Origin of the sequence: Streptomyces sp. CB02923, assembly GCF_001905005.1 — a bacterium.
Classification (GTDB): domain Bacteria; phylum Actinomycetota; class Actinomycetes; order Streptomycetales; family Streptomycetaceae; genus Streptomyces.
On the sequence record NZ_LWKZ01000026.1, the window covers coordinates 577,422 to 603,907 of the forward strand.

General features: G+C 72.9%; 23 protein-coding genes. 4 read left to right on the forward strand and 19 right to left on the reverse strand.

All coding sequences use genetic code 11. The annotated features are described in order from the left end of the window. Positions 1-4: 4 nt before the first annotated feature. Genes A6A06_RS34045 through A6A06_RS34060 form a run of 4 tightly spaced genes read right to left on the reverse strand, consistent with a single transcriptional unit; the run spans position 5 to position 5,123 of the window. Positions 5-640 (reverse strand): histidine phosphatase family protein, encoded by a 636-nt coding sequence (locus tag A6A06_RS34045; RefSeq protein ID WP_073766827.1) that lies wholly within the window; start codon positions 638-640, stop codon positions 5-7. Further along, a complete protein-coding gene (locus A6A06_RS34050) occupies positions 637-2,142 on the reverse strand; it encodes an FGGY-family carbohydrate kinase (protein ID WP_073766828.1) in 1,506 nt (501 codons plus the stop codon). Before A6A06_RS34050 ends, A6A06_RS34045 begins: the two co-directional genes overlap by 4 nt. Next, on the reverse strand, positions 2,135-3,733 hold the full coding sequence (locus A6A06_RS34055) for an FGGY-family carbohydrate kinase (protein WP_073766830.1): 1,599 nt from the start codon (positions 3,731-3,733) through the stop codon (positions 2,135-2,137). The genes A6A06_RS34050 and A6A06_RS34055 overlap by 8 nt, the downstream gene beginning before the upstream one ends. A gap of 13 nt (positions 3,734-3,746) precedes the next feature. Then, the gene (locus A6A06_RS34060; RefSeq protein ID WP_073766831.1) at positions 3,747-5,123 is read right to left on the reverse strand and encodes an MFS transporter; all 1,377 of its coding nucleotides are present in this window, start codon (positions 5,121-5,123) and stop codon (positions 3,747-3,749) included. Between the two features lie 287 nt (positions 5,124-5,410). Here A6A06_RS34060 and A6A06_RS34065 point away from each other — a divergent pair, with 287 nt between their 5' ends. Continuing rightward, positions 5,411-6,190 carry a DeoR/GlpR family DNA-binding transcription regulator gene (locus A6A06_RS34065; RefSeq protein ID WP_073767208.1) on the forward strand — a complete coding sequence of 260 codons (780 nt, stop codon included), beginning with the start codon at positions 5,411-5,413 and terminating at the stop codon, positions 6,188-6,190. Positions 6,191-6,199: 9 nt separating this feature from the next. Here A6A06_RS34065 and A6A06_RS34070 read toward each other — a convergent pair whose 3' ends face one another. The 4 genes from A6A06_RS34070 to A6A06_RS34085 form a co-directional block, all read right to left on the reverse strand. Continuing rightward, on the reverse strand, positions 6,200-7,687 hold the full coding sequence (locus A6A06_RS34070; RefSeq protein WP_079194548.1) for an aromatic amino acid ammonia-lyase: 1,488 nt from the start codon (positions 7,685-7,687) through the stop codon (positions 6,200-6,202). A 64-nt stretch (positions 7,688-7,751) separates the two neighbouring features. After that, the gene (locus tag A6A06_RS34075; protein ID WP_073766833.1) at positions 7,752-8,267 is read right to left on the reverse strand and encodes a hypothetical protein; all 516 of its coding nucleotides are present in this window, start codon (positions 8,265-8,267) and stop codon (positions 7,752-7,754) included. A 139-nt stretch (positions 8,268-8,406) separates the two neighbouring features. Next, on the reverse strand, positions 8,407-9,501 hold the full coding sequence (locus A6A06_RS34080; RefSeq protein ID WP_073766834.1) for a beta-ketoacyl-[acyl-carrier-protein] synthase family protein: 1,095 nt from the start codon (positions 9,499-9,501) through the stop codon (positions 8,407-8,409). Then, on the reverse strand, positions 9,501-10,760 hold the full coding sequence (locus A6A06_RS34085) for a cytochrome P450 (protein ID WP_199931350.1): 1,260 nt from the start codon (positions 10,758-10,760) through the stop codon (positions 9,501-9,503). Before A6A06_RS34085 ends, A6A06_RS34080 begins: the two co-directional genes overlap by 1 nt. A gap of 138 nt (positions 10,761-10,898) precedes the next feature. Here A6A06_RS34085 and A6A06_RS34090 point away from each other — a divergent pair, with 138 nt between their 5' ends. Then, entirely contained in the window at positions 10,899-12,494 is a 1,596-nt protein-coding gene (locus A6A06_RS34090; RefSeq protein WP_073766837.1) for an acyl-CoA synthetase, read from the forward strand. 32 nt (positions 12,495-12,526) lie between these two features. On the opposite strand, the gene A6A06_RS34095 is transcribed toward A6A06_RS34090, so the two are convergent. From A6A06_RS34095 to A6A06_RS34125, 8 genes are all read right to left on the reverse strand, one after another. Further along, entirely contained in the window at positions 12,527-12,877 is a 351-nt protein-coding gene (locus A6A06_RS34095; protein WP_073766839.1) for a VOC family protein, read from the reverse strand. Positions 12,878-13,101: 224 nt separating this feature from the next. After that, positions 13,102-13,263 (reverse strand): hypothetical protein, encoded by a 162-nt coding sequence (locus A6A06_RS42375; protein ID WP_206780374.1) that lies wholly within the window; start codon positions 13,261-13,263, stop codon positions 13,102-13,104. A 34-nt stretch (positions 13,264-13,297) separates the two neighbouring features. Continuing rightward, positions 13,298-15,253 carry a DNA topoisomerase (ATP-hydrolyzing) subunit B gene (gene gyrB, locus A6A06_RS34100; protein WP_242441111.1) on the reverse strand — a complete coding sequence of 652 codons (1,956 nt, stop codon included), beginning with the start codon at positions 15,251-15,253 and terminating at the stop codon, positions 13,298-13,300. A gap of 547 nt (positions 15,254-15,800) precedes the next feature. Further along, positions 15,801-16,472: an ABC transporter ATP-binding protein gene (locus A6A06_RS34105; protein ID WP_073766843.1), complete on the reverse strand. Its 672-nt coding sequence runs from the start codon at positions 16,470-16,472 to the stop codon at positions 15,801-15,803. Next, complete coding sequence (locus A6A06_RS34110; RefSeq protein ID WP_443333815.1) at positions 16,465-17,559, reverse strand: oligopeptide/dipeptide ABC transporter ATP-binding protein; 1,095 nt, start codon at positions 17,557-17,559, stop codon at positions 16,465-16,467. The genes A6A06_RS34105 and A6A06_RS34110 overlap by 8 nt, the downstream gene beginning before the upstream one ends. Positions 17,560-17,588: 29 nt before the next feature. Then, on the reverse strand, positions 17,589-18,608 hold the full coding sequence (locus A6A06_RS34115; RefSeq protein WP_242441090.1) for an ABC transporter permease: 1,020 nt from the start codon (positions 18,606-18,608) through the stop codon (positions 17,589-17,591). Then, entirely contained in the window at positions 18,601-19,566 is a 966-nt protein-coding gene (locus tag A6A06_RS34120; RefSeq protein ID WP_073767216.1) for an ABC transporter permease, read from the reverse strand. The genes A6A06_RS34115 and A6A06_RS34120 overlap by 8 nt, the downstream gene beginning before the upstream one ends. A 29-nt stretch (positions 19,567-19,595) precedes the next feature. Then, entirely contained in the window at positions 19,596-21,194 is a 1,599-nt protein-coding gene (locus A6A06_RS34125; RefSeq protein WP_073766844.1) for an ABC transporter substrate-binding protein, read from the reverse strand. 114 nt (positions 21,195-21,308) lie between these two features. Between A6A06_RS34125 and A6A06_RS34130 the strand changes: the two genes are divergently transcribed. Further along, complete coding sequence (locus tag A6A06_RS34130) at positions 21,309-21,782, forward strand: cell wall hydrolase (protein WP_079194576.1); 474 nt, start codon at positions 21,309-21,311, stop codon at positions 21,780-21,782. A 65-nt stretch (positions 21,783-21,847) separates the two neighbouring features. Here A6A06_RS34130 and A6A06_RS34135 read toward each other — a convergent pair whose 3' ends face one another. Further along, positions 21,848-23,251 carry a hypothetical protein gene (locus A6A06_RS34135; protein WP_242441091.1) on the reverse strand — a complete coding sequence of 468 codons (1,404 nt, stop codon included), beginning with the start codon at positions 23,249-23,251 and terminating at the stop codon, positions 21,848-21,850. A 261-nt stretch (positions 23,252-23,512) separates the two neighbouring features. On the opposite strand from A6A06_RS34135, the gene A6A06_RS34140 reads away from it, so the two are divergent. Then, entirely contained in the window at positions 23,513-23,911 is a 399-nt protein-coding gene (locus tag A6A06_RS34140) for a hypothetical protein (RefSeq protein WP_199931352.1), read from the forward strand. A 13-nt stretch (positions 23,912-23,924) separates the two neighbouring features. Here A6A06_RS34140 and A6A06_RS34145 read toward each other — a convergent pair whose 3' ends face one another. Together A6A06_RS34145 and A6A06_RS34150 are read right to left on the reverse strand one after the other, a co-directional pair. Beyond that, positions 23,925-25,190 carry an acyl-CoA dehydrogenase family protein gene (locus A6A06_RS34145; RefSeq protein ID WP_242441092.1) on the reverse strand — a complete coding sequence of 422 codons (1,266 nt, stop codon included), beginning with the start codon at positions 25,188-25,190 and terminating at the stop codon, positions 23,925-23,927. Next, positions 25,187-26,449, reverse strand: coding sequence for an acyl-CoA dehydrogenase family protein (locus A6A06_RS34150; RefSeq protein WP_443333819.1), 1,263 nt, complete (start codon positions 26,447-26,449; stop codon positions 25,187-25,189). The genes A6A06_RS34145 and A6A06_RS34150 overlap by 4 nt, the downstream gene beginning before the upstream one ends. Positions 26,450-26,486: the final 37 nt, after the last annotated feature.

Below are 26,486 nucleotides of genomic sequence, written 5' to 3' on the forward strand. Positions count from 1 at the left end.
CGGGTCAGTGCAGCGGTGCGGCGGTGACCGGCGTGGGCGTGGCGGGGGCGTTGAGGCGCAGCAGCGCGGCCTGGCCGTCGCGGACGCGCAGTTCGGTCAGTGCGCCGTTGAGGAGCTGCGGGAAGACGCGCCGGTAGTCGGCGAGCGGGATGCCCAGCAGGTGGCAGAGCAGGACCCGGACGAGGGTGGAGTGGGCGACGATCAGGACGCGGCCGTCCGGGTGGGCGCGCCCGATGTCGGCGAGGCAGTCGGCGGCGCGCAGGGCGGCGGCGCGGGGGTCCTCGCCGCCGGGCAGGTGGTGGCCCACCGGGTCGGCGAGGAACGCCTCCAGCTCCGCGGGGAAGCGACGGCGCATCTCGGCCTTGGTCAGGCCCTCGCCGCGGCCGAAGTCCACCTCGTAGAGGCGTTCGTCGACGTGCGGGGTCAGACCGCAGGCCGCGGCGGCGGGCGTGGCGGTACGGCGGGCGCGGGACAGCGGGGAGCACCAGACGGCGTCCAGGCGGGCGGTGGCGGCCCAGTCCGCGAGGGCCGCCGCCTGCTCCTCACCGCGTCCGGTCAGTGCCACGTCGGTGAGTCCGGCGTAGCGGTTCTCGGCGTGCCATTCGGTCTCGCCGTGGCGTACGAGGATGAAGTCGGTCACGGTGCGGCCCTCCTGCGGGCGTGATCGGCCACGGTCTGGTCGAGCCAGCCACGGCGGGTCAGTTCGTCGAGGAAGCGGAGGTAGGCGGGGAGCAGGCGGGCAGTACGGGCCGGGTCGGGGGTGACCGGCGCGCCGGTGCGGACCATGGCGGCCGCGGCTTCCTGGAGGGTGACGCCGCCGGAGGTGGCGGCGAGCACGGCCATGCCGAGGGCGCCTTCGGCCTGTTCGGGCAGGTGGACGGGGCGGCCGAGCAGGTCGGCGCGGAGCTGTGACCAGTAGGTGTTGCGGGCGCCGCCGCCGGTGAAGGTGAGCGGTCCGTCGACGGGGGCGCCGAGGTGGTCGAGGTAGTCGAAGCAGAGCCGTTCGACGCAGGCGACGCCGAGCAGGCAGGCGTGGAACTCCTGGGCGCGGGTGGGCACGTCGCCGAGGGTGAAGGGTTCGGCGCCGGGCGCGCGGAAGGGGAAGCGTTCGCCGCCCGCCGATACGAGGGGGTAGGTGACCGCGTCCCAGTCCCGGCCGTCGCGTCGGGCCTCGGCGGTGAGCGCGTCGAGGTCGTCGCCGTGCTCCGGGGCGAAGTGCTGTGCGAGGACGCCCGCGCCGGAGCTGGAGGCGCCGCCGGGCAGCCAGTCGCCGTCCGGTCCGCGGTGGCAGTAGACGACGCCGTGCGGGTCGCGGATCAGGTGCGGGCTGGTGCCCTTGAGGACGAGGGTGGTGCCGAGCACCGCGTTCCAGGCGCCGGGGGCGAGCGCGCCCGCGCCGATCTGGGCGGCGCAGCCGTCGGTCATCCCGGCGACGACGGTGACGCCTTCGGGGATGCCGGTGGCACCGGACGCCGCCGCGCACACCGTACCGAGGACGGTTCCGGGCCGTACGACCTGCGGCAGGACGCGTTCGGGCACGCCGAGCCGGGCCAGTTCGGCGGACGGCCAGCGTTCGTCGGCGAGGTGGTAGCCGGTCTTGAGGGCGTGGCTGGCGTCGGCCGGGACCTGGTGGCCGGTCAGCCGCCAGGTGATGAGGTCGGGCTGGTGCAGCAGCCGGGCCCGCGCGCCCAGGCCGGGGTTCCGCCGCAGCAGCCAGAGCAGTTTGGGCAGGGCCCAGGAGGGCTGCATGGTGCGGTAGCCGAGGTCCTGCCACACCGCTCCCCCGGCCTCGTTGACGGCCTCGGCCTGTTCGGCGGCGCGTCCGTCGTCGTACATCAGGCCGGGGGTGAGCGGGGTGCCGTCGGCGTCGGCGAGGAGGACCGTGCCGGAGGTGGCGTCGAGGGCCAGGCCGCGTACCCGGGCCGGGTCGGTCCCGGCGAGGGCCTCGCGGCAGGCGGCGGACAGCGCGGTCCACCACTGTTCGGGCCGCTGCTCGTGGCGCCTGCCCTCGCGGTGGCTCGTCAGCGGCCGGGAGGCGGCGGCGAGCAGCTGCCCGGTCCCGTCGACGGCGACGCAGCGGGCGCTCTGCGTACCGAGGTCGAGACCGAGCCAGACGGCGTCGGCGGTCAGGGCGTCAGACACGGTGGGGGGCTCCTTGGGCGGGGGGCTCGGGTGGTGCGGGTACCGGGTGCGGCAGGGCCGGCGGCCGGCCGGCGGCTCCGTCGGCGCTGTGCGCGCCCCGGTCGGCCCCGGGGCGCCAGCCCGCCTCGCGGGCGAGGGCGCGCCAGTGCAGGAAGTCCTCGTACAGTTCCGCGTACTGGGCGGTGCGCTCCGGGTCGGGCTCCCAGCTGGACCGCATCCGTACGTACTTGGTGGCGGCGCTGTGCATGCTGGACTCGGCTCCGGACAGGACCAGGCCGGTGAGGAAGGCGCCCTTGGCGCCGAGTTCGGTGTCGCCGGAGCGGGCGGTCGGCACGCCCGTCGCGTCCGCGATGAGCGCGCACCACGCGTCGCTGTTGGCGCCGCCGCACAGGCGCAGTTCGGTGACGTGCGTGCGAGCGGCGGTCAGCGAGTCGCGCAGCACGAGCGAGAGGCCGTCGAAGACCGCGCGGGCCATGTCGGCGCGGGTGTGTTCCAGGGACAGGCCCCAGAACCCGCCGCGGGCGTGCCCGTCGAGGAACGGTGCCCGCTCGCCCGCCGGGGAGAGGTACGGCAGGAACATCAGGCCGCGTGCTCCCGGCTCGGACTCGAAGGCCAGCCGGGCCAGTTCCGGCGGGCCGGACAGGTGCAGCGTGCGTGCGGCCCAGCCGAGCACCTCGGCGCCGTTGAGGGTCGGGAAGGCGCGCAGGACGCGCTCCCGGCCGCGGTAGGCGATGGAGATGCCGGACGGTTCGCCGGTGGTGTCCACGCTCGTGCGGACGATCTCGGTGCACAGGGTGGTGCCGAGGATGCTGCACGCCTGGCCTGGGTTGACCACGCCGACGCCGCGCGCGGTGGCGGCGATGTCGTACGGGGCCATCACCACCGGAAGTCCGGCGGGCAGCCCGAGTTGCCCGGCCGCCTCGGACGTCATCTCGGCGATCCGCTCGTGCTCGCCCAGCACCTTCGGCAGCAGCCGCTCGGCTCCGGTCAGGCCGAAGAGGTCGAGCAGGTACGGGTCGTACGTGCCGGTGGCGTGGTCGAGGAAGGGTGCCGAGGCGTCCGACTCGTCGACGGCCGTGACGCTGGTCAGCCGCAGGAAGAGCCAGCCTGCGGCGGTGAGCGAGGCATGTGAGCGGGCGAGCCGGTCGGGGTCGTGCCGGGCCAGCCACGCGAAGATCGCGTTGGGCATTCCGGCGCAGGTCAGCGAGCCGTTTCGGCGGAAGGCGGCCTCCAGGACGCCGTCCTGCTGCCACTGGCCGACCAGGTCGCCCGCCCGGCCGTCGGACCACAGGATCGCGGGGCCGGTGGGCCGTCCCCGGTCGTCCACGAGCCAGGCGCCGTCGCCCTGGGCGGTGAAGGAGACCAGCCACACGGGGTCGGCCGGGCCGGGGCGGCCGGCGAGTTCGGACAGGGCGTTGCGGACGGTGCAGACGACGGCGTTCCAGACGGCGTCCATGTCCTGCTCGGCCCGGCCCGGACGGGGGCGCAGCACTTCGGTGGCGAGCCGGGAGACCGCGGTCTCGCGGCCTTGGTCGTCGAAGACGACGGACTTGATCATCGTGGTGCCGACGTCGATGGTCAGTACGGACATCAGGTGCGTCCTCTCACGCCGGTGACGGGGCGGACGACGCGGCGGCCGTGGTGGCGGGGGTGGCCGTGGCGGCCGGTCGGGCCGTGGTGGCCGTGGTGGCCGCCGCCGGTGCCGCGCCCGGCTCGCCCGGTTCGTCCGGCAGCTTCAGGAAGAAGGTGAGCACGGTACTGACCGCGTACATCCCCGCGAAGATCCAGACCACTCCTTCGACGCCGAGCGGCCCGGCGAAGACGGCGACGACGGCCGGTCCGACGAAGGTGCTGGCGCCGGCGCCCAGGTTGAGCGCCGCCAGTGCCTGGCCCTTGTGCCGCGGCTCCAGCGAGGGCATCAGTGCGGATATCGGGACGTACCCTGCCAGCGTAGCGCCGTAGAAGGCGGCGACGGCCAGGGCGAGGCCGAAGTCGGCGCCCGCGGCCTGCGGTACGTAGAACAGCAGCAGCGTGCTGACCGTGCAGCCGGCGCCGCCGAACCAGGCGATGGTGCGGCGCCAGCCGAACCGGTCGCCGATCATCCCGCACAGCAGGTTGGCGACGATGTTGGTCGCGAACATCGCGCTGAGCAGGTGCAGCCACTGGGTGAGGGTGAAGCCGACGGTCCGTGTGAAGTGCACCGGCAGGATGACGAAGAACCCGAACTGCGAGGCCGTGTTGATGGTCCGTACGAGGGCGCCGGTGCCGACCCGGGGGTTGCGCCACAGGATCGTGACACTGCCGAGGAGCGTGGCCATCGGGCCGTCGCCCTCGGAGCGCGGGCGTCTGCCGCCGCGGTCGTCGCGTACCAGCAGCAGGGCGATCAGGCCGCCGACGGCGACCAGGACGAGGGCGGCCCACAGGGTGGCGTACGCGCCGATGTGCGGGATGAGGCCACTGGCGACCAGCGAGCCCAGGGTCGGCAGGCCGCCGGTGAACGCGAACCAGAACCAGCCCATGGCGGTGCTCAGCCGGGCCCGCGGCGCGACCCCGGCGATCCAGACGAGGAACCCGTACGCGAACAGCGGATAGCCCAGGCCCCGCAGGCCGTACCCCAGCATCATCAGGGGGTAGTTCGCCAGCGGGACGGCCGCGGCGAGGAAGACGACCTGGAAGGCGCCCCAGATGGCGAGGCCGGTCCACATGACGCGGCGCGGGCCCCACAGCTCGGACAGCACACCGGAGAGCCAGGCGGCGACGCCCGCCGCGATGCCGTAGACGGTGAACAGCAGCGCCACCCGGGACTCCGGGACGCCCTGGTCGATCAGGTACGGCGAGAGGTAGCCGGACTCGACGCCGTCTCCGATCATGAACAGGAGCAGGCCCAGGTAGCCCCAGGCGAGGGTCGGCGGGATGCCCAGGCGGGTGATCGCCTGTGTGATCGCCTGTGTGATCGGCGAACGCGGGAGAGGTTTCTTCATCGAATCTCCCCTTTCTACGGCTTCTACGGCTTCTACGGCGGCAGGGGCCCGCGGAGCGGACGGAGCCGATGCAACAGTCCGGCCGAAACCAGCGTCAATGGTGGCCGGAAATCTTCGCATCGGACCGGTGGTCTGCCGTGTTGTGTCCTGCCGGGGCTGCCGGTGCGGGCCGCGTCCGCCGCGCGCGCCGCGTTAAATCCGTGCGAACATAACGCGGCGAATTCACACGGCGTACGGTGCGCACCGCGCGTCGCACGCCCCGTACGGCACAGGAAGTGGTGGGCGGCATGGACCGGCTCGAAGCCCAGGAGGAGCGGCGCCGCCGCCTGCGCGACACCGTCATCGCCCGCGGCTTCGTCCGCACCTCGGACCTCGCCGAGGAGTACGGGATCAGCCTGATGACCGCCCACCGCGACCTGGACGCCCTCCAGGCGCAGGGCTGGCTGCGCAAGGTGCGCGGCGGGGCCACCGGCCTGCCGTCGGCGCAGTTCCACGGAAGTGTGGCCGACCGGATGGCGGTCATGGCACCGGCCAAGCAGGCTCTGGCGAGGGCCGCGGCGACGCTGCTGGTGCCCGGCCAGACCGTCATGCTCGACGACAGCACCACCTGCCTTTTGCTGGCGCACCGGTTCGCCGAGCACGCGCCGCTGACCGTCATCACCAACTCACTGCCGGCCGTCACCACGCTCGCCAAGGAGCCCGGCATCTCCCTGATCACGCTGGGCGGCGCCTACTTCCCCGCGTACGACGCCTTCATGGGCCTGCACACGGCGGACGCCGTACGGGCCTTTCGCGCGGATGTGCTGTTCATGTCGACCACTGCCGTCACCAACGGCCGCTGCTACCACACCTCGCCGGAGACGGTGCAGGTCAAGCGGGCGATGATGGAGAGCGCCGCGCGGCGGGTGCTGGTCGCCGACCACACCAAGTTCACCAAGGGCGGGCTGTACGCGCTGGCGCCGCTGACCGACTTCGACGTGCTGGTCGTGGACGACGGGCTGGCGGCGGCCGAGATCCGGGCCGTACGGGCGCGGGGCACCGAGGTGATGGTCGTGCCGCGGCCCTGACCCCGCGCATCAGCAGGCGCGGTCGAGCACGTCGGCGGCGGCGCGCACCGAGACGGCCCACGGCCGCTCCGGCGACACGGTCGGCTCCAGGGCGTCCAGGAGGCGGGTGCCGTCGTCGGCGGTGGGGCGCCGCGCGCCGATACGGGCCGCCTGGCGCAGGGCGACGGCGAGCGAGCCGTGCAGCAGGCGCAGGGTCCTGGCCTGCCGGAGCGCGGTGAACGCGGCCTGGGTGCCGAACGGGACGATGTCCTGGTTGTGCCAGTTGGTGGGGACGCTCTGCATGGCGGCGGGGGTGGTGTCGCGGCGCATCGCGACCACGAGGGAGGTCGCGGCGAGCTGGATGCCCTGGACGCCGTGGTCGCGGCCGGGGTCCTCGGCGAGCATCGGGTTGAGGCCGCCGTTGCGGCGCGGGTCGATCAGCAGGTCGAGCTGGCGTTCGGCGAGGTTGGCCAGTTGGGCGGCGGTGATGGACATCAGGTCGGCGGCGAAGGCGACCTGCTGGCCGAAGAAGTTGCCGCCGTGGGCGACGACGTCGCGCTCGGGGAAGAAGAGGGGGTTGTCGCTGATGCCGTTGAGATCGTCGGTGACGACCTGGCGGGCGTGGCGCAGGCTGGTCGCCGCGGCGCCGAGGATGTGCGGCGCGCAGCGCAGGGTGTAGGGCTCCTGGAGGGCGCGGGTGCCGCTGGGTTCGTGGCCGACCAGTCGTTTCCGCAGGTCGTCGGCGCGCTCCGTGGTGTCCTCGTGGCCCAGTGCCTCGAAGATCTCGGGAGCGGTGAAGTCGGGGCGGCAGCCCAGGACTCCGGCGAGCAGGGCGGTCAGCGCGGTGCCGGCGGCCACCGAGCGGTGCAGCTGGGCGAGTGCGAGGCCGGCGCCGGCCGCGGTCACGGATGTGCCGTTGACCAGGCCGAGCGCGTCCCTCCCGGTGAGTTCCACGGGCCGCAGTCCGGTCTCGGCGAGGGCGTCGGCGGCGGACATACGGGTGGTGCCGACGTAGGCGTCTCCGCGTCCCTGGAGGGATCTGATGGCGTGGGCCAGGGGTGCGAGGTCACCGCTGGCGCCGACCGATCCGTACTCGGGCATCACCGGCGCGAAGGGTGTGCCGAGCATCGCCACCAGCGAGTCCACGGCGGCGGGAGCCACCCCGGAGTGGCCTCTGGCCAGGCTCCACAGGCGGGTGAGCAGGGTGGCGCGGGCCACCGGCGGCTCCAGGTCGGGGCCCTGGCCGACTTCGAGGTGACTGAGCACGTTCTCGCACTGGTCCGCTTCCTCGTCCTGGCCCGCGTAGACGACGAGGGGGCCGAAACCGGTGGTGGTGCCGTAGATTTCGCGGCCCTTGCCGATACAGGCGTGGAGGTAGTCGTGGCAGCGGGCGACGGCGGCGCGGGAGGCGTCGTCGAGGCGTACGGTGACGGGCCCGGCGGCGCTTTCGAGCGTTTCGGGGGTCAGGACCGAGGGAAACCGCAGCTCGGCCGTGGGGGGCCGGAAGTTCGAGGACATCGCTTTCCTTGGGTGGGGACGGGCGGTGGGGACGGGCGGTGGGGCCGCGGGGCCGGCGCGGCGGTCAGGTCCTGCCGGTCGTGAACAGGTGGGCCCATGCGGTGCCGGGCGCTTGCGGGCTGTCGCCGGGGTCGGCGGCGATGGCCAGAACCTGGTCGGCGTCGCCCGTGGCGAGGACGCGTGCGGCAGTGGTACGGGCCGCGGCCAGCAGATCGCCGATGGCGAGCGTGGCGACGAGCGGACCGGTCAGGCCCCACACGGCGCTCAGATGGCCGAGCGCCGTGGAGGGCACGTTCTGGAAGAGCAGGGGCTTGGGCACCTGCCGCTGCCCGGCCACCGCGTCGTCGATGGCGGCCTGCGTGACCACGTCGCCACGGGTGGCCGCGAGGACGAGCGCGGTGCGCGGGCCGAGCGCGAGGGGCAGCGGGGGCGCGCCGTACCGGTCGGTGAGGCAGCGTTCGCCGACGGCCACCAGCAGGGGCGCGAAGGCGGAGGTGTCGAAACGCGGAACCTCCGGCAGGCGGGCTGTCGGTGCGTCCGGCGGCGGCCACTGGGCCCGGGTCTCGATGATCAGTTCCATGGTGTCCTCGGGAGGCTGGGGCGTTTCTGATGGGTCTTCGCGGCATCGCGACGCCCGGCACTCATCAGAAGCGTCCTGGTCCCGCACTCGTGACGTCGTACGGCACCGGGTGGTCGGGGGAACGGCATCACCGGTCGTGTCACGATCGCGGCGGCATCGACAGGAGGAGGGCCGTACAGACACCGCCGAAACCGCTGTTGAGGCTGAGCGCGTAGCGGGTCTGCGGGGGGCGTCCCCGGTCGAGCACGAGGTCGAGGGGGCAGTCCTCGTCCGGGCCGAGGTAGTTGGCGTTGACGGGCAGTTCCCCGTGGCGGAAGGCGAGGGCGCAGGCGGCCAGCTCGACCAGGCCGGAGGCTTCCAGGCAGTGTCCGTGCAGCGCTTTGGTGGAGCTGACGGGCACCCGTACGCCGTGCGGGGACAGCGCGCTCACGATGGCGGCGGCTTCGCCCGCGTCGAAGGCGGGGGTGGCGGTCGCATGGGCGTTGACGTAGCCGATGCGGTCGCCGGTGACCTCGGCCCGGCGCAGTGCGGTGGCGACGGCGGCCGCGGGGCCCCGGCCCTCGGGGTGGGGCCGGCAGACGTGGTGGGCCTCGCCGGCGTTGCCCCAGCCGCGGACGTCCGCCCACGGCGGTACGGCTGGGCCGGTTCCGGTGCCGGTGCCTGTGCCTTCGAGGACCACGGCGGCGGCGCCGTCGCCCAGCACCGGGCCCTCCCGCCCGTCACTGAACGGGCGGCAGACGCCGTCCGGGGCGAGGATGCCCGCACTGTCGAAGGCGGCGAACATGCTCGCGTCGACGAAGCTGCCACCGGCGACGACCGCCCGCCGTTCGGCGGTGGTCCCGATGAGGTGGGACGCCTCGGCGACGGCGGTGTTGGAGGCGGCGCAGGCGGCGGTGTGGACGGTGAGCACCTCGCGCAGGCCGCAGGCGCCCGCCAGCTCGACGGCCAGGGACGCCGTGTCCGGGCCGGCGTGCAGGGCGAGGACGAGCGGCGTGGCGGCCCGGTCGGCGGGGGACAGCCCGGCCTGGTCGCAGGCCTCGCCGATGAGCTGTTCCAGCTCCGCGTAGAGGTCGGGCGTGCCGGGGAGGGTGGCGGCGTGGCGGGCCCGGTGGCGGGCGGTGTCGAAGCGGGTGACCGGGGAGGTGGCCGGTACGGCGGAGGTCAGGCCCTGCCAGAGGGCGTCCGTGCCACGGCCGTACGCGGTGAGGACCGACAGGCCGGTGACGCGGGCCATCAGGAGACCTCCGCGTGCCGGGGCTGGAAGGTGACGGGCAGCGCCGTCAGCCCGGCGGTGACGTGCAGGTGGGTGATGCGGCCGGTCGAGCCGCGCTGCCAGGGCAGCGTGTCGAGCGGCTGGGCGGCGGCGAGTCCGGGCAGCCGGCGCAGCACGGCGCCGAGAGCGGTGCGGCACAGTCCGACGGCGAGGCCGCTGCCGAGGCAGAAGTGCGAGCCATGGGCGAAGACCAGGTCCTGGCCGGAACCGCGGGTCATGTCGAGGCGGTTGGGGTCGGCGAAGCGCTGCGGGTCGCGGTTGGCGAGGGCGATGTGCGCGATCACCGCGTCGCCCGCTTCCAGCTGCGCGCCGTACAGCTCGGTGGGCCGGAGGGCGAAGCGCGGCATGGTGGCCGCCAGCGGAGAGGTGTAACGCAGCAGTTCGTCGAGGCCGTCGAGGACGGTGTCCGGCTCGGCGAGGAGGTCGGGGCGGTGCCAGAGCGAGTACAGGCTCGACGTGAGGAAGTCGGCGACGGGCTCGTAGGTGGCGACGAGCAGCAGGAAGAGGGTGGAGGTCAGCTGCCCCTCGTCGAGTCCGGCGGCGTCGGCGTGCGCGATCATGCCGCTGACGGCGTCGGCCCCGGGTCTGCGCCGCCGGAAGGCCACGAGGTCGTGCAGCAGCTCGCTCATGGCCTCCCGCTCGGCCGCGTACCGCTCGCGGTCGGCGGAACCGGGGGGATCGAACAGCGGTGACGGGCCCCAGCGCGGCAGCTCCAGGACGCGCCGCACGAAGTCGTCCGGATATCCCAGAAGGCCGGTGATCGCCCGGACGCCGAACGGGTGGGCGAAATCGTGGACGAGGTCGGCCCGGCCGCTCCCCGCGACCGCGTCGAGCAGGTCCTCCGCCACGCCTTCGGAACGGTCGACGGCGGCCCGTACGCGCTCCGGCGTGAACGCCGACGCGCCCAGCTCCCGCAGCTGTCGGTGCAGGTCACCGTCGGTGTTGCCCATACTGCGGACGATGCTGTCGGTGACCTGCGGCCCGGTGAAGCCGAGGTAGCGCGTCCAGCGCTCACCGCCCCGGACGGCCGGTTTGGCGAAGTCGGCGTCCGTCAGCACCCGGCGCGCGGCGTCGTATCCGCTCGCGACCCAGGCGGACGAGCCGTCGGGCAGCTCCGTACGCCACACCGGAGGCTCACCGCGGGTGTCGATGCGCTCGGCCTCGGGGCTGTGCCGGACCCGCGCGTCCATCAGAAGTGCCGTACCTGGACCAGCGGCCACCGAAGCCTCCCCTTCATCGAGCACACAGAGTCACTAATAAATTACCATCAGTAATATCGTGTCACTACGCGTCTCGCTCGAACGGGTGACGCAGCAGGCAGACCGTCGAGGCCGAGACCGACCGGACAGGGACCGCACATGCACGACGAGGGCATCGGCGCTTGGCCCGCGCGACGGGCGCGCCGCACACCGCACCGCACCGCACTGATCCACGGCGACGAACGGCGGATGAGCTACACCGACCTGCACGACCACGCCACCCGCCTCGCCCGCGCCCTGCGGCACCACGGTGTACGCAAGGGCGACCGGGTCGGCTTCCTCGGCCCCAACCGGCCCGCGTTCCTGGCGTCCCTGTTCGCCACCGGCCTGCTGGGCGCGGTGTTCGTCCCGTTCAACGTACGTCTCGCCCCGCCGGAACTGGCCTACCAGCTGGCCGACTGCGGCGCCCGGGTGCTGCTGCGCTCCGACCGCTCCCCCGGCGTACCGGCAGAGCCCGGCGTACCGGTAGGAACCGGCGTACCGACAGGAGCCGGTGTACCGGTCGTCGAGGTCGACGCGGAAGGAAGAGCCGAAGCGGCCACCGCCGCTGCCCACCCGGCCGACGAAGCCGTGGCGCCGGACGACCCCTGCGTGATCCTCTACACCTCCGGCACGACCGGCCGGCCCAAGGGCGCCGTACTCACCCACGCCAACCTGACGTGGAACGCCGTCAACGTCCTGATCGACGAGGACCTGACGGCCGACGAGGTCGCCCTGATCGCCGCACCGCTCTATCACGCCGCGGCGCTGGGCATGCAGGCACTGCCGGTGCTGCTGAAGGGCGGCGCGTGCGTGCTGATGGAGGCCTTCGACGCGGGCGCGGCGCTCGAAGCCGTCGAGAAGCACCACGTCACGTCCCTGTTCGGCGTCCCGACGATGTTCCGCCGCATCGCCGCCCACCCGCGCTGGCGCGAGTCCGACCTGTCCTCCCTGCGCACCCTCGTCTGCGGCGGCGCCCCGGTCCCCGAAGCGCTGATCGCCACGTACGCTCACCGGGGGCTCACCCTCCGCCAGGGGTACGGCATGACCGAAGCGGCCCCGGGCGTCCTGCTGACACACGAGCGGCACACCGACGCCGGTCCGGGTTACGCCGGCGTACCCCACTTCTTCACCGACGTCCGCGTGGCCCCTCCCGCAACTGGCTCCCTCTCCCGTTCCCCCACCCGATCCCCCAACCGTTATCCCACCCGATCCCCTGCCCCCACCCCCTCCTCCGCCCCCGTCGGCGACACCGGCGAACTCCTCGTACGCGGCCCCAACGTCATGCCCGGCTACTGGAACCGGCCGCGGGACAGCGAAGCAGCCTTCACGGACGGCTGGCTGCGCACGGGCGACGCGGCCCGGACGGACGCCGACGGCGGAGTGACCATCGTCGACCGCATCAAAGAAGTGATCATCTCGGGCGGCGAGAACATCTACCCGTCCGAGGTCGAGCACGCGCTGCTGGCCCACCCCGGCGTCGCCGAGTGCGCCGTGATCCCCGTACCCGACACCGACTGGGGCGAGGTCGGCCGCGCGGTCCTGGTGGCCGCTCCGGGGGCGACCCTCGACACGGCCGAGGTCCTCGCCTCCCTGACCGGCCGCCTGGCCCGCTACAAGATCCCCCATTCCGCCGTGATCGCACCGGACCTCCCCCGCTCCGGCGCGGGCAAGGCGGCACGCCGGCACATCAAGGAGCGCTACGGCTCCCCCTGACGCCGCCCTTCCCTCCCTCGCCTCACTTCACCTCACCGATGGCTCACCACATTCACCACCCGCCCGTTCGGATCCCGTACGAAGAACCGCCGCACCCCCCACTCCTCGTCCCGCAACTCCCGTACCACAGGCGCACCGGCCGCCAGCACCGCCGCGTACACCGCATCCACGTCATCCACTTCGACACTCATATCCGGCGGCGTCTCGGGCGCGGAACGGTCCTCGGTCATCAAGATCACCTGCGCGGCGGGATTCTCCGGAGCCGCAAGCGTCATGACCCACCCCAGATTCATGACCTCCTCCAGCCCGAGAAGCCCGTAGAACTCCCGGCTCTCCTCCATGGCCTGCGAATGGATGTCGGGCACTACCCGGCGAACGGACATCAGCAGCTTCCCTTCGGACACGCCACACCATGCGTGCGGTGCCACACGCAGCAGCCCGGGACCCCGCGAATGCCCGGTGATCCGAACTGCGCCAACTATGACAGCGGGCACTGACAATGGGCTTTCGGCGCAGTTGGCGGAGCGTCTCCTCCTACGCCTTCGACCGCCGACTACCCTGCCGCACCGCCGTCCGGCCAACACCGGGGTGCGGATGCGGCGGTGGCTCAGATGTCGAGCCGGGACCGGTCGAGTCCCGCGGCGGAGCGTGAGATGAACTCCTCGCGGGGCGCGACGTCGTTGCCCATCAGGAGGCCGAAGACCCGCTCGGCGGCCTCCAGATCGCACGAGTGGACGGCCGGGGCAAGTGGACGGCCAGGCAAGTACACGGCCAGGCAAGTTCACGGCCGGCAACCGGCGCGATCAGATGTCGAGAAAGCGCACGTCCTTGGCGTTGCGCTGGATGAAGGAGCGCCGGGCCTCGACGTCCTCGCCCATCAGGACGGAGAAGAGAGCATCGGCCACGGCCGCGTCATCGAGGGTGACCTGGCCCAGGACACGGTGCTCCTGATCCATGGTCGTGACGCGCAGTTCCTCGGCGTTCATCTCGCCCAGGCCCTTGAACCGCTGGACGGAGTCGTCCTTGACCCGGCGGCCGTCCTGCCGGGCCCGTGCCAGCAGTACGTCGCGTTCGCGGTCGGAGTAGGCGTACTCCACGTGGTCCCGGCCCCATTTGATCTTGTAGAGCGGCGGGCGGGAGAGGTAGACGTGTCCGTGCTCGATCAGCGGCCGCAGGAAGCGGAACAGGAAGGTCAGCAGCAGGGTGTTGATGTGCTGGCCGTCGACGTCGGCGTCCGCCATCAGAATGATTTTGTGGTACCGGAGCTTCTCGATACCGAAGTCCTCGTGCACGCCGGTGCCGAACGCGGAGATCATCGACTGGACCTCCTGGTTGTGCAGGATCTTGTCGATACGGGCCTTCTCGACGTTGAGGATCTTGCCGCGGATGGGAAGGATCGCCTGGTACCGCGGGTCGCGGCCGGACTTGGCCGAGCCGCCGGCGGAGTCGCCCTCGACGATGAAGATCTCGCTCTTCGCCGGATCGCTGGACCGGCAGTCGGACAGCTTGCCCGGCAGGGCCGTCGACTCCAGCAAGCCCTTGCGGCGGGTCAGGTCCCGCGCCTTGCGGGCCGCCAGCCGGGCGGTGGCCGCCTGCGTCGCCTTGCGGACGATGTCGGCCGCCTCATTGGGGTTGCTGTCGAACCAGTCCGTCAGGTGCTCGTGCACGACCTTCTGCACGAACGTCCTGGCCTCGCTGTTGCCCAGCTTGGTCTTGGTCTGGCCCTCGAACTGCGGCTCCCCCAGCTTGACCGAAATGATCGCCGTCAGACCCTCGCGGACGTCCTCACCCGTGAGGTTGCCGTCCTTCTCACGCAGCAGCTTCTTCTCCCGCGCGTACCGGTTGACGACCGTGGTCAGCGCCGTACGGAAACCCTCCTCATGGGTGCCGCCCTCGTGGGTGTGGATGGTGTTGGCGTAGGAGTAGACACTGTCGGCGAACTGGCCGTTCCACTGCAGCGCGGCCTCCACCGACAGCAGCCGACCGGTGTCCTCGGCGGCGATGGAGACGACGGAGGGATGGACCGGCTCCCCCTTGCGGGCGTTGAGGTAGGCGACGAAGTCGGTGATGCCGCCGTCGTAGCGGTAGGAGACCGTCTTCGCAGCCTGCTCCCCGGCGGTGTCCGGACCCGCTTCGTCGGCCGCGGCCGTCGCGCGGGCCGACGCACGCTCATCGGTGAGGGTCAGGGTCAGCCCCCGGTTGAGGAAGGCCATCTCCTGGAACCGCCTGGCCAGCGTTTCGAAGGAGTACTCGGTGGTCTCGAAGACGCCGCCGTCCGCCCAGAACGTCAGGGACGTGCCCGTCTTCGAGGTCGTCTCGTGGCGGGCCAGCGGCGCCGTCGGCGCTCCGCCCGCGTACTCCTGGGTCCACCGGTGGCCGTCGGTCCAGATCTCCGCCGACAGCCGGGTCGAGAGCGCATTGACCACCGACAGGCCCACACCGTGCAGACCGCCGGAGACCGCGTACCCGCCGCCCCCGAACTTGCCGCCCGCGTGCAGCACCGTCAGTACGAGTTCCACGGCCGGCTTCTGCTCCACCGGGTGCATGCCCACCGGGATGCCGCGCCCGTTGTCGGTCACCCGTACGCCGCCGTCGGCCAGGATCGTCACCTCGATCCGGTCGGCCACCCCGGCCAGCGCCTCGTCGACGGAGTTGTCCACGATCTCCTGCACCAGATGGTGCAGACCCCGCTCGCCCGTGGAACCGATGTACATGCCGGGGCGCTTGCGTACGGCGTCGAGCCCGTCCAGGACGGTGATCGCGGTGGCGTCGTACGCGGCAGGCCCGGCGTGGCCGTTCCGCTCGGCGCCGGAGACATCGGCGCCGGAGTCATCGGAGGCGGAGACATCGCAGGCGGAGACATCGGAGACGGCGTGAGCGCCGGAAGTAGTCACAATGCTCTCTTTTCGGGCACGGCAAACCGCGCTCTCGCGCGCCGTGGCGCGAGAGCGGTCGGATCGCTGGACGGAAAACGTGTCGCGGGCAGGCCGAAGAAGACCCTCAGGGCCCGCAGATCCCGGCGCCGGGAAGGCGACGAGACACTTTCCAGATTACCGAAACCCCAACGCGAACCCAGGGCAAGAAGCCGCCCATACGCCTACCTCGTCGACGCGGAACCCGCCACCCAATCCCCCCTGCTCGCCCGACAGGAAATCCCCGTAGAGCAGCACACAGTGGCCTTCTGGGTACTTTGACGCGCCGGGCTACAGAGGCTTTTTCGAGCATGCCGCTCTGCGGCCGGACGCGGCCCTCCCGGGGCGTACGCGACGGCCGCGGTCGGCTCCGCCAGGGGCCGGAACTCCCGAGTCAGCCGTCCGCCCCGGAGGGCCCCAGTTCCCCCCACCCCACGGTCCGGTCGCACCACCGCTCCAACAGCACGCGGTCGTGTCCGACCGCCAGCAGCCCGGCGCCCGACTCCCTCCGGTAGTCCTCCACGACCGCGACCAGGGCGGCCGTTGTCGAGGCGTCGAGCATGGCGGTCATCTCGTCGCAGATCAGCCAGCGCGGGCGGAGGATCAGGGCGCGGGCCAGGCAGGCGCGTTGGAGTTGGCCGTCGCTGACTTCGTGGGGGCGGCGGGCCAGGAGGTCGGGGCTCAGGCCGACGACGGGGGACAGTTCGGCCAGGCGGTGCGCGGCGTCGGCGCGGCGGCCGGTGGCCCGTAGCGGCTCGGTGATCAGGTCGGCGAGGCGGAGGCGTGGGTCGGCGGACAGGCGGGGCTGCTGGAAGACCACGCCGTACGCGGTGCGCTGGGCGCGCGAGGCGCGGTGGCGGTAGCCGCTGACGGGTCGGCCATCGAGAACGACGGTGCCGGCGTCCGGGCGGTGCAGCAGCGCGGCCACCCGGGCCAGCGTCGATTTGCCGCAGCCGCTGGGGCCGAGCAGGCCCACGGCCTCCCCGGTCGCGATGCGCAGCGACACGTCACGTACGACGGGCCGGCTGCGGTCGTATCCCGCGGTGATCGAGTGGAGTTCAAGCACCGGCTGCTCCCCTTTGCGCGGCGGCCGCCGGCTCCTCCAGCGGGTGGTGGCAGGCGGTGCCGTCCGTCAGCGCGGGCACGGCGGTCGTGCAGAGGTCCGTGGCCCGGTCGCAGCGGGCGGCGAAGGCGCAGCCCGGCGGGAGGCCGCCCAGTTCCGGCGGCATGCCGGGGATGGGGGTGAAGGCGCGGTCCGGGAGGGCGTCGAGCAGGCCGCGGGCGTACGGGTGGCGGGGGCCGGGGCTGTCGAAGAACGTCGCGGCGTCGGCGAGTTCGACGATCCGGCCGGCGTACATGACGGCCACCCGGTCGGCGATCCGCTCGGCTGCCGCCAGGTCGTGGGTGATCATGAGAAGTGCTCGCCCGGTGCCCCCGGACCCGCCCGGCGTGTCGATGTGGCGGCGCAGTTCGTCGACCGTACGGTCCACCAGGTCACGGTCCAGGCCGGTCGTCGGTTCGTCGGCGAGCAGCAGTGGGGCGTCGCCGACCAGCGCGAGAGCGGTCGCGGCGCGCTGCGCGAGGCCGCCGGACAGTTCGTGCGGGTGGCGGTCGAGGTGGCCGTCGGGGAAGGCAGCTCGTTCGGCGGCCCGCTCGGCGGCGGCCCGCAGCGCGCGCTTGGGCGTGTCCGTGAGCTCCCGGACGGTCTCTTCGAGTTGCGCCCGTACGGTGCGTACGGGGGTGAGGTGGGCGGCGGGGCTCTGCGGCACCAGACCGATGCGTCGGCCGCGTACCGAACGGGACAGCTCCCGTTCGGAGGCGGTGAGCAGTTCCACGCCGTCCAGATGGGCACTGCCGGCGGTCTGCGCGTTGCCCGGGAGGAGTCCGAGCAGCGCGGAGGCCAGGACGGACTTGCCGCACCCGCTCTCGCCGACGAGTGCGAGGCACTGGCCGGGCGCGAGGTCGAAGGAGGCGTCGGTGACGGCGGCGATGTGCCGCCCGCCGCGCATCCGGAAGCGTACGGAGAGACCGCGTACGGACAGCACGGGAGAGGCCGTGGGTGCGGACGGCACAGGCGAGGCCGTGGGTGCGGACGGCACGGGAGAGGCCGCAGGTGCGGAGGGCACGCGAGCGGCAGTGGATGCGGACGGCACAGGCGAGGCCGTGCGTGCGGACGGCTCGGTCACAGCATCAGCTCCGATCGGCGGCGCGGGTTGATGCGTTCGCGCCAGACACCGGCCAGGCCGGCGATGGCGAGGGTGGGAACGATGATGAACAGGCCGGGGAAGAGGGTCGGCCACCAGTCGCCCGCGAGCAGCGAACTGCGCGCGCTGTTGACCATGTTGCCGAGACTCGCCTCGTGGGCGGGCAGCCCGAGGCCCAGGAAGGACAGCGCCGACTCGTGCCAGATGGCGTGCGGCACCATCAGGACGGCGGCCAGTCCGGCCTGCGGCAGTACGCCCGGCAGCAGATGCCGGACGGCGACCCGCAGGCGTGAGGCGCCTCCGGAGACGGCCGCGTCGATGTACGGGCGGGAGCGCAGGGAGAGCACCTCGGCCCGCACGATCCGGGCGGTGGACAGCCAGTGGGTCAGCGCCACCGAGATGATCACGGGCCAGACGCCGGGCCGGAACATCGCCACGATGAAGATGCCGAGCAGCAGATGCGGCACGGAGGAGAAGAGGTCCACGACGCGCATCACACCGCGGTCCGCCCAGCCGCCGAGCGCCCCGGCCAGCGCGCCGACCGCGGTGCCGATGACGGTGGCGGCGAGTGCCGCGACCACGCCGACGAGCAGGGAGACGCGCAGGCCGTAGACGCAACGCAGCAGCAGGTCGCGGCCAACCTCGTCAGTGCCGAAGGGGTGGGCGAGGGAAGGTTCCTGGAGCTTGGCGGCGAGGTCGACGGCCTGCCGGTCCAGGGGGATCAGGAGAGGCACCACGACGACGGCCAGGACGACGGCCGACACGAGGACGGCGGAGGTCCGGACGCGCAGGGCGCGGGTGCGCAGGGAGCGGGTGCGGTTGCCGTGCCCGCCGCGTTGCGCCGAGCGCTGGTGCCAGACGGTCCCGCCGTCCGAAGCCCCGGTCGGCGCGGAAGCTCCGGAGGCCGCGTTCGGTTCCGAATCCCCCGCCGCCGTCTCAGTAACCGTCTCGGTCGCCTTCTCAGTCGCCGTCTCGGTGGTCTTCACCGTCTCAGCCATCGAATCCCACCCTCGGGTCGGCGAGTCCGTACAACAGGTCGGAGAGCAGGTTGCCGACCAGCACGGCGACCGTGGCGAGCACCGTCAGCGCGGCCAGCAGCGGGAAGTCCACGCTCGTCGCCGCGTCGACGGTGGCCGCGGCGATGCCCGGCCAGCTGAAGACGGACTCCACCAGCAGCGCCCCGGTGATCAGCTCCGGTACGCGTGAGCCGACCAGGGTGAGGACCGGCAGCAGCCCGGAGCGCAGGGCGTGCTGGAGCAGGACGGTGCGCTCGCTCAGGCCGCGGGCCCGCGCGCCGCGCACCGGGTCCTCCTCCAGGGCGTCGCCGACGCCCTGCCGTACGTACAGCACGAACCACGGGAGCTGCGAGACGGCGAGCACCAGCGCCGGGAGGACGACGTGGCGCGCGATCTGGCCGGGGGTGGCGACGTCGCTCCCGGTGTCGGTCAGCCCGCCGGCCGGCAGTACGCCCAGCTTGAGCGCGAACAGCCAGACGGCCAGCAGCCCGAGCCAGAACGGCGGTGCGGCCTCCAGGGTGTACGCGGCCGAGGTGACGGCGCGGTCCAGCATCGAGCCGGGCCGCCGGGCCGCCAGCACGCCCAGCAGCGTGCCCACCAGGACGGCGGTCACGAACGCCAGGGCGCACAGCAGCACCGACCAGCCGATGCGTTCGCCGATGACCTGCGACACGGGGGCCCGCAGCGTCGCGGAGTCGCCGAGGTCGCCGGTGAGCGCACCGGTCAGCCAGTGCCACCAGCGGCCGAGCAGCGGCTGGTCGACGCCGAGGTTGAGCCGGATCTGGTCCAGGTTCTCCTGGGAGGCGGTGAGACCGGCGGTGCCCGCGTACGCCTTGACGGGGTCGAACGGCGCGGCAGCCGCGACGGCGAACACGCCGAGGGTGACGGCGAGGAGGACCGGCACGGCGAACAGGGCCCGCCGTCCGGTCATCCGCGCCATCGGTGCCCAGGGCAGCTGTGCGAGGCGGCTCACTTGGCGGGCTGCCAGTCCTCTACGTTCCACCACGGGCCGGAGGCCAGGCCGTGGTCGTGCGGCTCGACCTGGGTGGTGAGGTCCTTCCACCGGTCCTTGAGGACGTAGAGGTGGTCGATGTGGGTGAGGAAGATGTACGCCGGGTCGTCGGCGAGTTCGCGCTGCACCGTGTCGTACCCGGCCTTGCGGCGGGCCTTGTCGTCGGTGCGGCGGGCGTCCACCAGTGCCTTGTCGACCGTGGGGTTGTCGTAGCGCGACATGTTGTTGAAGCCGTCGCCCGCGAGCGAGGAGTGCAGCAGCAGGTACTGGTCGAAGTCCGGGTCGGCGGGACTGCCGCCGCCCGCGAGGACCGCGTCGGTCTTCATGTTCGGCATGATGCTCTCCCAGGGACCGGACTCCACCTTCACCTCGATGCCGGCCTTCTTGGCGTCGGAGGCGAAGGCGAGCGCGTGCTCCTGGCGGAGCTTGTCGCCGGCGAGGTACCAGAGCTTGAAGGAGGCGGGCTGTCCGTCCTTGGCGCGGATGCCGCCCTCGCCCTTCTGCCACCCGGCGTCGTCGAGGATCCGCTCGGCCTTCTTCAGGTCGTGGGCGCGCTCGGTGCCCTTGGCGAACCAAGGGCTGTCGGTCGGTACGGGCCCGTAGGCGGGCTTGCCGGCGCCGTCGAGGATGCCGTCGACCATGGCCTTGCGGTCCACCGCGACGTCCAGGGCCTGGCGTACGGCCTGGTCGCCGGTGACCTTGTTGGCGGTGGGCAGCGTGACGGTGCGGTAGTCGAACGTCTTGGCCGCCAGCGACTTCTTGTCCTTGTCGGACGTGAAGGTGGCGGCGAGGTTGGGCGGCAGGATCGCGCCGTCGAGGTCGCCGGAGCGCAGCCGGGTGGCGCGCACGTCGTCGTCCTTGATGATCGCCATGGTGAAGTTCTTCACCTTGGGGGCGCCGCCCCAGTAGTGCGGGTTGGCCTTGAAGGAGAGCTTCTCGCCCTTGGACCACTTGGTGAGGATGTAGGGGCCGGTGCCGATCGGCTGGGTGGTGAAGGAGCCGCTGTTGATGTCCTGCTTGCCCGCTACGTGCTTCGGGGCGATCGGCAGGACGGTGCGCTCGGCGAACGGCGCGTAGGGGTACTTGAGGTGGAAGACGACGGTACGGGCGTCCTTCTTCTCGACCTTCTCCAGGGCGTCCAGTTCGGCCTTGGAGGCGTTGTTGGTCTTCGCGTCGAGGATGGTCTCGTAGGTGAAGACCACGTCGTCGGCGGTGAAGGGCTTGCCGTCACTGAAGGTGACGCCGTCACGCAGCGTGTACGTGTAGGTCTTGCCGTCGTCGGAGACCTTGGGCAGCTCGGCAGCCAGCGCGGGCTTGAGCTTCATGCCCGCGTCGTGGGTGAGCAGACCGTCGAAGATCTTGGAGTTGCCGTCCTTGCCGTAGCCCAGCAGCGGGCTCAGCGACTCCGGCTCGTAGGCGATGCCGACCACGGCGGAGTCCTCGGAGCCGGCCGCGCCGCCCTTGCCGCCGGTGGGCGTCGAGCAGGCCGCCGCTCCGAACGCCACCGTGCCCGCCAGCGCCGCGGCGGCCACTGACCGTATCGACCGGGACGTCATGACCCACTCCCCTACTGAAGATCGACTGTTGTTGCAAAGCGCAGGCAATTAAACAGCATGTGAGAAACGGAAGCCCCGGTACCCCTGCCCGCGGGGCCCGCCATGATGGGCGTCATGTCCGTGGATCCGCTGTCGCGTCTGCCCGCCGCTCTGCGGGACGTTCCGTACGCCGGGGCCCGGCATCCCGGGGCCGCCGCGCTGCCGGGCAGCCCTCCGTACGACGTGCCCCCGTACGACGTATCGGCAGGGGCGAACTGCCAGCTCTACGCGTACGCCGTGCTGCGCCACTTCGGGCGCGAGGTGCCGCCGCTGCGGTCCGCCGAACTGTGGGCGGACACCGCTGCGACCGCACGGGCCGAGCCGCCGGGCCCGCTGGACCTGGTGCTCTTCGACGCCGGGGAGGTGCCGGGACGGCCCGCCGGGTACGGAGCGCACGTCGGCGTGTACCTGGGGCCCGGCCAGGTGCTGCACCTGTGCAAGGAGGCCGGGCGGCCCGCCGTGTGGTCGTACGCCGACTTCGCGGAACGGCCGCGGTACGCGCGGTTCCTGGGCGCGAAGCGGGTACGGGGAGCGGGCGTCAGCCGGTAGGAGCGCGCCGCACCGAGGTACGGGGAGCGGGCTTCAGCCGACAGCCGCACCCCGCTCCGAAGCCGTCACCAATCCCCGCCGCCGAAGCCCCCGCCGCTGTCACCGCCGCCGAAGTCCCCGCCGCCGAAGCCACCGCCGCCACCGAAGCCACCGGAGAAGTCGTCCGAGTTGAAGTCGGAGCCGGAGACGTCGCCGCCCTCCGCGCCCTGCTGGCCGCCGCCGAAGTCGGAGGCGTAGGCGGACGGGCCCATCAGGACGCTGCCGAGCATGGTGCCCATGAGGAGGCCCGGCAGCATGCCGCCGCCGAAGTAGCCGCCCGCCCAGGGACCGTACGCCGGGCCCGCGTCCCAGTAAGGACGCTGTCCGTACTCGGTCTGCACCGTGCGGGCCATCGGCTCCTGCCCGTCCGCCAGGCGCGCCTGGTCCGCGGCGCAGACCGGCACCGTGCGCGGCGCCGCTCCGTTCGGCGCCCACTCCGCGTCCGCGACGGACGGACCGTGGCGCGGGTCGAAGAAGCACGGCACCCGGCGTTCGGGCAGCGGCTTGCCCTCGCGCCGCGCGGCCAGGGTGGCCAGCGCGAACCGGCCGTCCTCCAGTGCCTTGGTGACCGGCTCGACGTCGCCGGGGCGCTCGGCGCGGGCCATCGCCGTCTTGGCGTTCTCGTACGCGTCCAGCGCGTGGCTGTAGTCGGCGCGCATCGCGTCGTCCGCGCCGGGCTCGCCGGGGGTGAAGTCGAGCCGGTCCAGCTCCTCGCCGAAAGCGGTGATGTCCTCGTCCACGACGACGCGCAGTTGCTCCAGCGCGGCCCGCTCCTCCTCGGCCCGCTTCTTCTTGCTGCGGCGGTGCAGCGCGAACGCGCCTCCGCCGCCCGCCACCACCAGCGCCCCCAGGCCGACGAGCGCGCCGGTGCTGACACCGGCGCCGTCGCCGCCCCAGGAGGCCGGCTCGTGGCCGGACGCCTGCTGGGTCGCGGTGTCGACGAAGCTGTTCAGGCGCTCCTTGGTGGTGCCGTAACCGGACCGCTGGACCGAGCCGACGAGGTTGCGTACGGAATTGCGCGACATGGCTCGGGCGTCGGCGGCGGCGTTGAACCGGTCGCCGAGTTCGACGGCGTAGACGCCGCTGACGCCGGTCTTGGTCCGCAGGTCCTTCAGGAGGGTCTCGGGCCGGTACTCGGCGGCCTTGGGCAGCACCGCGACGAAGACCGGCTTCCCGGAGTCCTTGATCTTCTTGGCGAGGGCGTCCGCGTCGGCGGCCGACAGTTCGCCGGACGCCCGCGGATCCACGTACACCGGCCCCTTCTTCAGGGCGTCCGCCGCCTCGTCGAGCCCTCCGGCGGCTCGCGCGCCGGGTGCCACGGCGGTGAGCAGCGCCAGGAGGACGGCGGCCAGGAGGAGCGCCGGACCGGCCTGTGGGCGCTGGAGGAGCGCCGCTCCGGAGGCCGCGGGGCGACGGGTTGCGATCTTCATGAGTACGACGCTACCCGAACCGCACTTTTTCGACATAACGGTTGCGTAACGGGCGACACCGCGCTCCGCGTACCCGCGTACCGGGCACGCCACCTCCGCGCGGGCACGGCGTCGCACGGCCGCGGGCACAGTGTCGTACGGCCACGGCTCGCCGTCCGCTCAGGGGCCCCCAGTGAGGTGGCCGTCGCCCCCGTGGCGGTGATGATCTCGCCGCACGGGGAGGCTCCGCCCGACCGCCCCCGACGAAACACGGAGGTCATCATGCGTACGGCGAAGGCCAAGGGCATAGCCGTCGGAGCCGTCACCACCGCCGCGGCGGCCGCCCTCGCGGTCGGACCGGCCGCCACTCCGTCCGCCGCCGCCCCGGCCGTCAAGGTCACGACACCGCCCGCCGGCTCCAGCGCGAAGGTGGCGGGCAGTGTCCTCGTCCAGTGGTCGAACACGACCGGGAAGGAGGTGGACGTCTGGCTGAGCGCCCGGACGCCGTCCGGCAGCCACGACCGGCTGTCGCTGGTGGCGCCCAAGGCCGGCAGCAAGAAGGCCGGCGAGGCGCTGGCCACGCTGCCCACGGTGCCGCCGGGCACCTCCTACACGGTCGAGGTGACCACCCAGGACGGCAAGGAGAGCGACGTCAGCGGCCCCTTGAGCCTCATCGGGTAGGCCCCGGGCGCGGCTACGGAGCCGGGATGTCCACCAGCCCCGCGAGCACCTCGCGGTGGCGGCCCGGCGTGCCCAGGGCGATCTCGTCGGTCTTGGCGCGCTTGAGGAACAGGTGCGCCGGGTGCTCCCAGGTCATGCCGATGCCGCCGTGCAGCTGGATGCACTCCTCGGCCGCGCGCACCGCGACGGGCGCGCAGTACGCCTGCGCGACCGCCACCGCCACCGGCGCGTCCGGGCTGCCGGTGGCCAGCGCGTCGGCTGCGTTGCGGGCCGCGGCGCGGGCCGAGGCGACCTCCAGCCAGAGCGCTGCCATCCGGTGCTTGAGCGCCTGGAACGATCCGACGGGGCGGCCGAACTGGGTGCGTTGAGCGGTGTGCCGGACGGTTTCGGCCAGGCACCACTCGGCGATGCCGAGCTGTTCGGAGGCGAGCAGTCCCGCACCGGTCAGCAGGGCCCCGGTCACCGCCGCGCGGGCCGTGTCCTGCCCTGCCAGCAGCCGCCCGGCGGCACCGTCGAGGGTGATGCGGGCCGGGACGCGGGTCAGGTCGAGCGGTGTGGCGGGCTCGGTCCGCACCCCGTCGGCCGTCGCGTCCACGGCGTACAGCGCGTATCCGTACGGGCCGTCGGCCGGTACGAGCAGCAGGTCCGCGGCGACGGCGTCCGCGACGCCGGTCACCTCGCCGCTCAGCGTGCCGTCCGCGGCGGCCCGTACGGACGGTTCCGGCAGCGTGCCCGGAGCCGTCGGCAGGGGCACCGCGAGCACGCCGACGCTCCGCCCTTCGGCGAGCGCGGCCAGCGGCGCGGTCACTTCCGGGCGGTCCGTCTCGCAGTCGAGCAGCGCCGACACGGCCAGCACCGCACTGGTCAGGTACGGCACGGCGGCCATCGAACGCCCCAGTTCCTCCAGGACGACGGCGGCCTCGCGGGCGCTCGCGCCCTGCCCGCCGAGCTTCTCCGGGACCAGCAGCCCGGCCGTGCCCATGTCCACGGCCAGCGGGCGCCACAGTCCGGTGTCGTACGCCCGGCCGCTCTCCAGATCCGCTAGGACGGCGGCCGGGCCGCCGCGGTCGGTGAGCAGCGAGCGGACGGCGGCCCGCAGGTCCTCCTCCGGCTCCGAGTAGAGGAGGCCGGGGGTGGTGTCGGCGTCGGCGTCGGGCTGAGCGGGGGCCGGTTCGGTGGAAACAGGACCGGCGGAAACAGGACCGGCGGAAACAGGTTCGGTGGAAGCCGGTTCGGTGGAAGCCGGTTCGGCAGGGGCCGGAATCCTCGGAGCGGTCATCGGGGGAGGTCCTTCCACGCGACGTCCTTGTCGGTACGCGGCTCGGGCGGCAGCCCCAGGACGCGTTCGGCGACGATGTTCAGCAGCACCTCGGAGGTGCCGCCCTCGATGGAGTTGCCCTTGGCCCGCAGGTAGCGGTAGCCGGCCTGGCGTCCGGTGAAGTCCACGCCCTCGGGGCGGCGCAGCGTCCAGTCGTCGTACCCCAGCCCGTCCTCGGCCAGGAACTCCACCTCCCAGCCGCTGATCTGCTGGGCCAGCCGGGCGAACGCCAGCTTCATGCCGCTGCCTTCCGGCCCCGGCTCCCCCTTGGCGAGCTGCTGGCGCAGCCGCTCCCCCGTCAGGCGGGCGACCTCGGCGTCCACCCACAGGCGCAGCAGCCGCTGGTGGAGGTCGTGGGTACGTGCTTCGGGGCGCCGGCGCCAGGCCTGGGCCGCGACGCCGATCATGCCGCCTTCGCGGGGCAGGCGGGCGCCGCCGATCGCCACCCGCTCGTTCATCAGCGTGGTCTGCGCGACCTTCCACCCCTCCCCCACCTCGCCGAGGCGGTGCGCGTCGGGAATCCGTACGCCCGTCAGGAAGACCTCGTTGAACTCGGCCTCGCCGGTGATCTGCCGCAGCGGCCGCACCTCGACACCGGGGTCGGTCATGTCGCAGACGAAGTAGGTGATGCCGCGGTGCTTGGGCAGCCGCGGGTCCGTTCGGGCGATGAGGATCGCCCAGCGGGCCTGGTGGGCGCCGGACGTCCAGACCTTCTGGCCGTCCACGACCCAGCCGGTGCCCTCTTCGTCCCGTACGGCACGGGTGGCGAGCGCGGCCAGGTCCGACCCTGCGCCGGGTTCGCTGAACAGCTGGCACCACACCTCTTCGCCGGTCCACAGCGGCCGCAGGAAACGCTTCTTCTGCTCGTCCGTGCCGAAGCGGAGGATGGTGGGGGCGGCCATGCCGAGTCCGATGCCGATACGGCGCGGGTCGTTGTCCGGCGCGCCCGCCGCCTCCAACTCGGCTTCCACCACGGCCTGGAGCGCGCGCGGGGCGTCGAGTCCGCCGAGGCCCCGGGGGAAGTGGACCCAGGCCAGCCCGGCGTCGAAACGGGCCCGCAGGAAGTCGAGCGGGGCGGTATCGGCGGGCGGGTGGGCGGCGAGCAGGCCGGCGGTGCGGCGGCGCAGTCCGTCGGCGTCGAGGCTCCCGGTCTCCGTGGTTTCGGTGGTCGGTCCGGTCTCCGTGGTCGGCTCGGCCTCCGTGGCCGGTCCGGCCTTCATGGACTCCGTGGTCGGCTCGGTCTTCATGGCCCCCGTG

Bases quoted from the DNA above. Each gene is read 5' to 3' on its own strand.
- A6A06_RS34065 (WP_073767208.1), top strand. From the start codon at position 5,411: ATGGACCGGCTCGAAGCCCAGGAGGAGCGGCGCCGCCGCCTGCGCGAC.
- A6A06_RS34095 (WP_073766839.1), bottom strand. From the start codon at position 12,877: ATGTCCGTTCGCCGGGTAGTGCCCGACATCCATTCGCAGGCCATGGAG.
- A6A06_RS34080 (WP_073766834.1), bottom strand. From the start codon at position 9,501: ATGGCCCGCGTCACCGGCCTGTCGGTCCTCACCGCGTACGGCCGTGGC.
- A6A06_RS34075 (WP_073766833.1), bottom strand. From the start codon at position 8,267: ATGGAACTGATCATCGAGACCCGGGCCCAGTGGCCGCCGCCGGACGCA.
- A6A06_RS34140 (WP_199931352.1), top strand. From the start codon at position 23,513: ATGCGTACGGCGAAGGCCAAGGGCATAGCCGTCGGAGCCGTCACCACC.
- A6A06_RS34135 (WP_242441091.1), bottom strand. From the start codon at position 23,251: ATGAAGATCGCAACCCGTCGCCCCGCGGCCTCCGGAGCGGCGCTCCTC.
- A6A06_RS34145 (WP_242441092.1), bottom strand. From the start codon at position 25,190: ATGACCGCTCCGAGGATTCCGGCCCCTGCCGAACCGGCTTCCACCGAA.
- A6A06_RS34070 (WP_079194548.1), bottom strand. From the start codon at position 7,687: ATGTCCTCGAACTTCCGGCCCCCCACGGCCGAGCTGCGGTTTCCCTCG.
- A6A06_RS34115 (WP_242441090.1), bottom strand. From the start codon at position 18,608: ATGGCTGAGACGGTGAAGACCACCGAGACGGCGACTGAGAAGGCGACC.
- A6A06_RS34120 (WP_073767216.1), bottom strand. From the start codon at position 19,566: ATGGCGCGGATGACCGGACGGCGGGCCCTGTTCGCCGTGCCGGTCCTC.
- A6A06_RS34125 (WP_073766844.1), bottom strand. From the start codon at position 21,194: ATGACGTCCCGGTCGATACGGTCAGTGGCCGCCGCGGCGCTGGCGGGC.
- A6A06_RS34055 (WP_073766830.1), bottom strand. From the start codon at position 3,733: ATGTCCGTACTGACCATCGACGTCGGCACCACGATGATCAAGTCCGTC.
- A6A06_RS34150 (WP_443333819.1), bottom strand. From the start codon at position 26,449: ATGAAGGCCGGACCGGCCACGGAGGCCGAGCCGACCACGGAGACCGGA.
- A6A06_RS34060 (WP_073766831.1), bottom strand. From the start codon at position 5,123: ATGAAGAAACCTCTCCCGCGTTCGCCGATCACACAGGCGATCACACAG.
- A6A06_RS34090 (WP_073766837.1), top strand. From the start codon at position 10,899: ATGCACGACGAGGGCATCGGCGCTTGGCCCGCGCGACGGGCGCGCCGC.
- A6A06_RS34130 (WP_079194576.1), top strand. From the start codon at position 21,309: ATGTCCGTGGATCCGCTGTCGCGTCTGCCCGCCGCTCTGCGGGACGTT.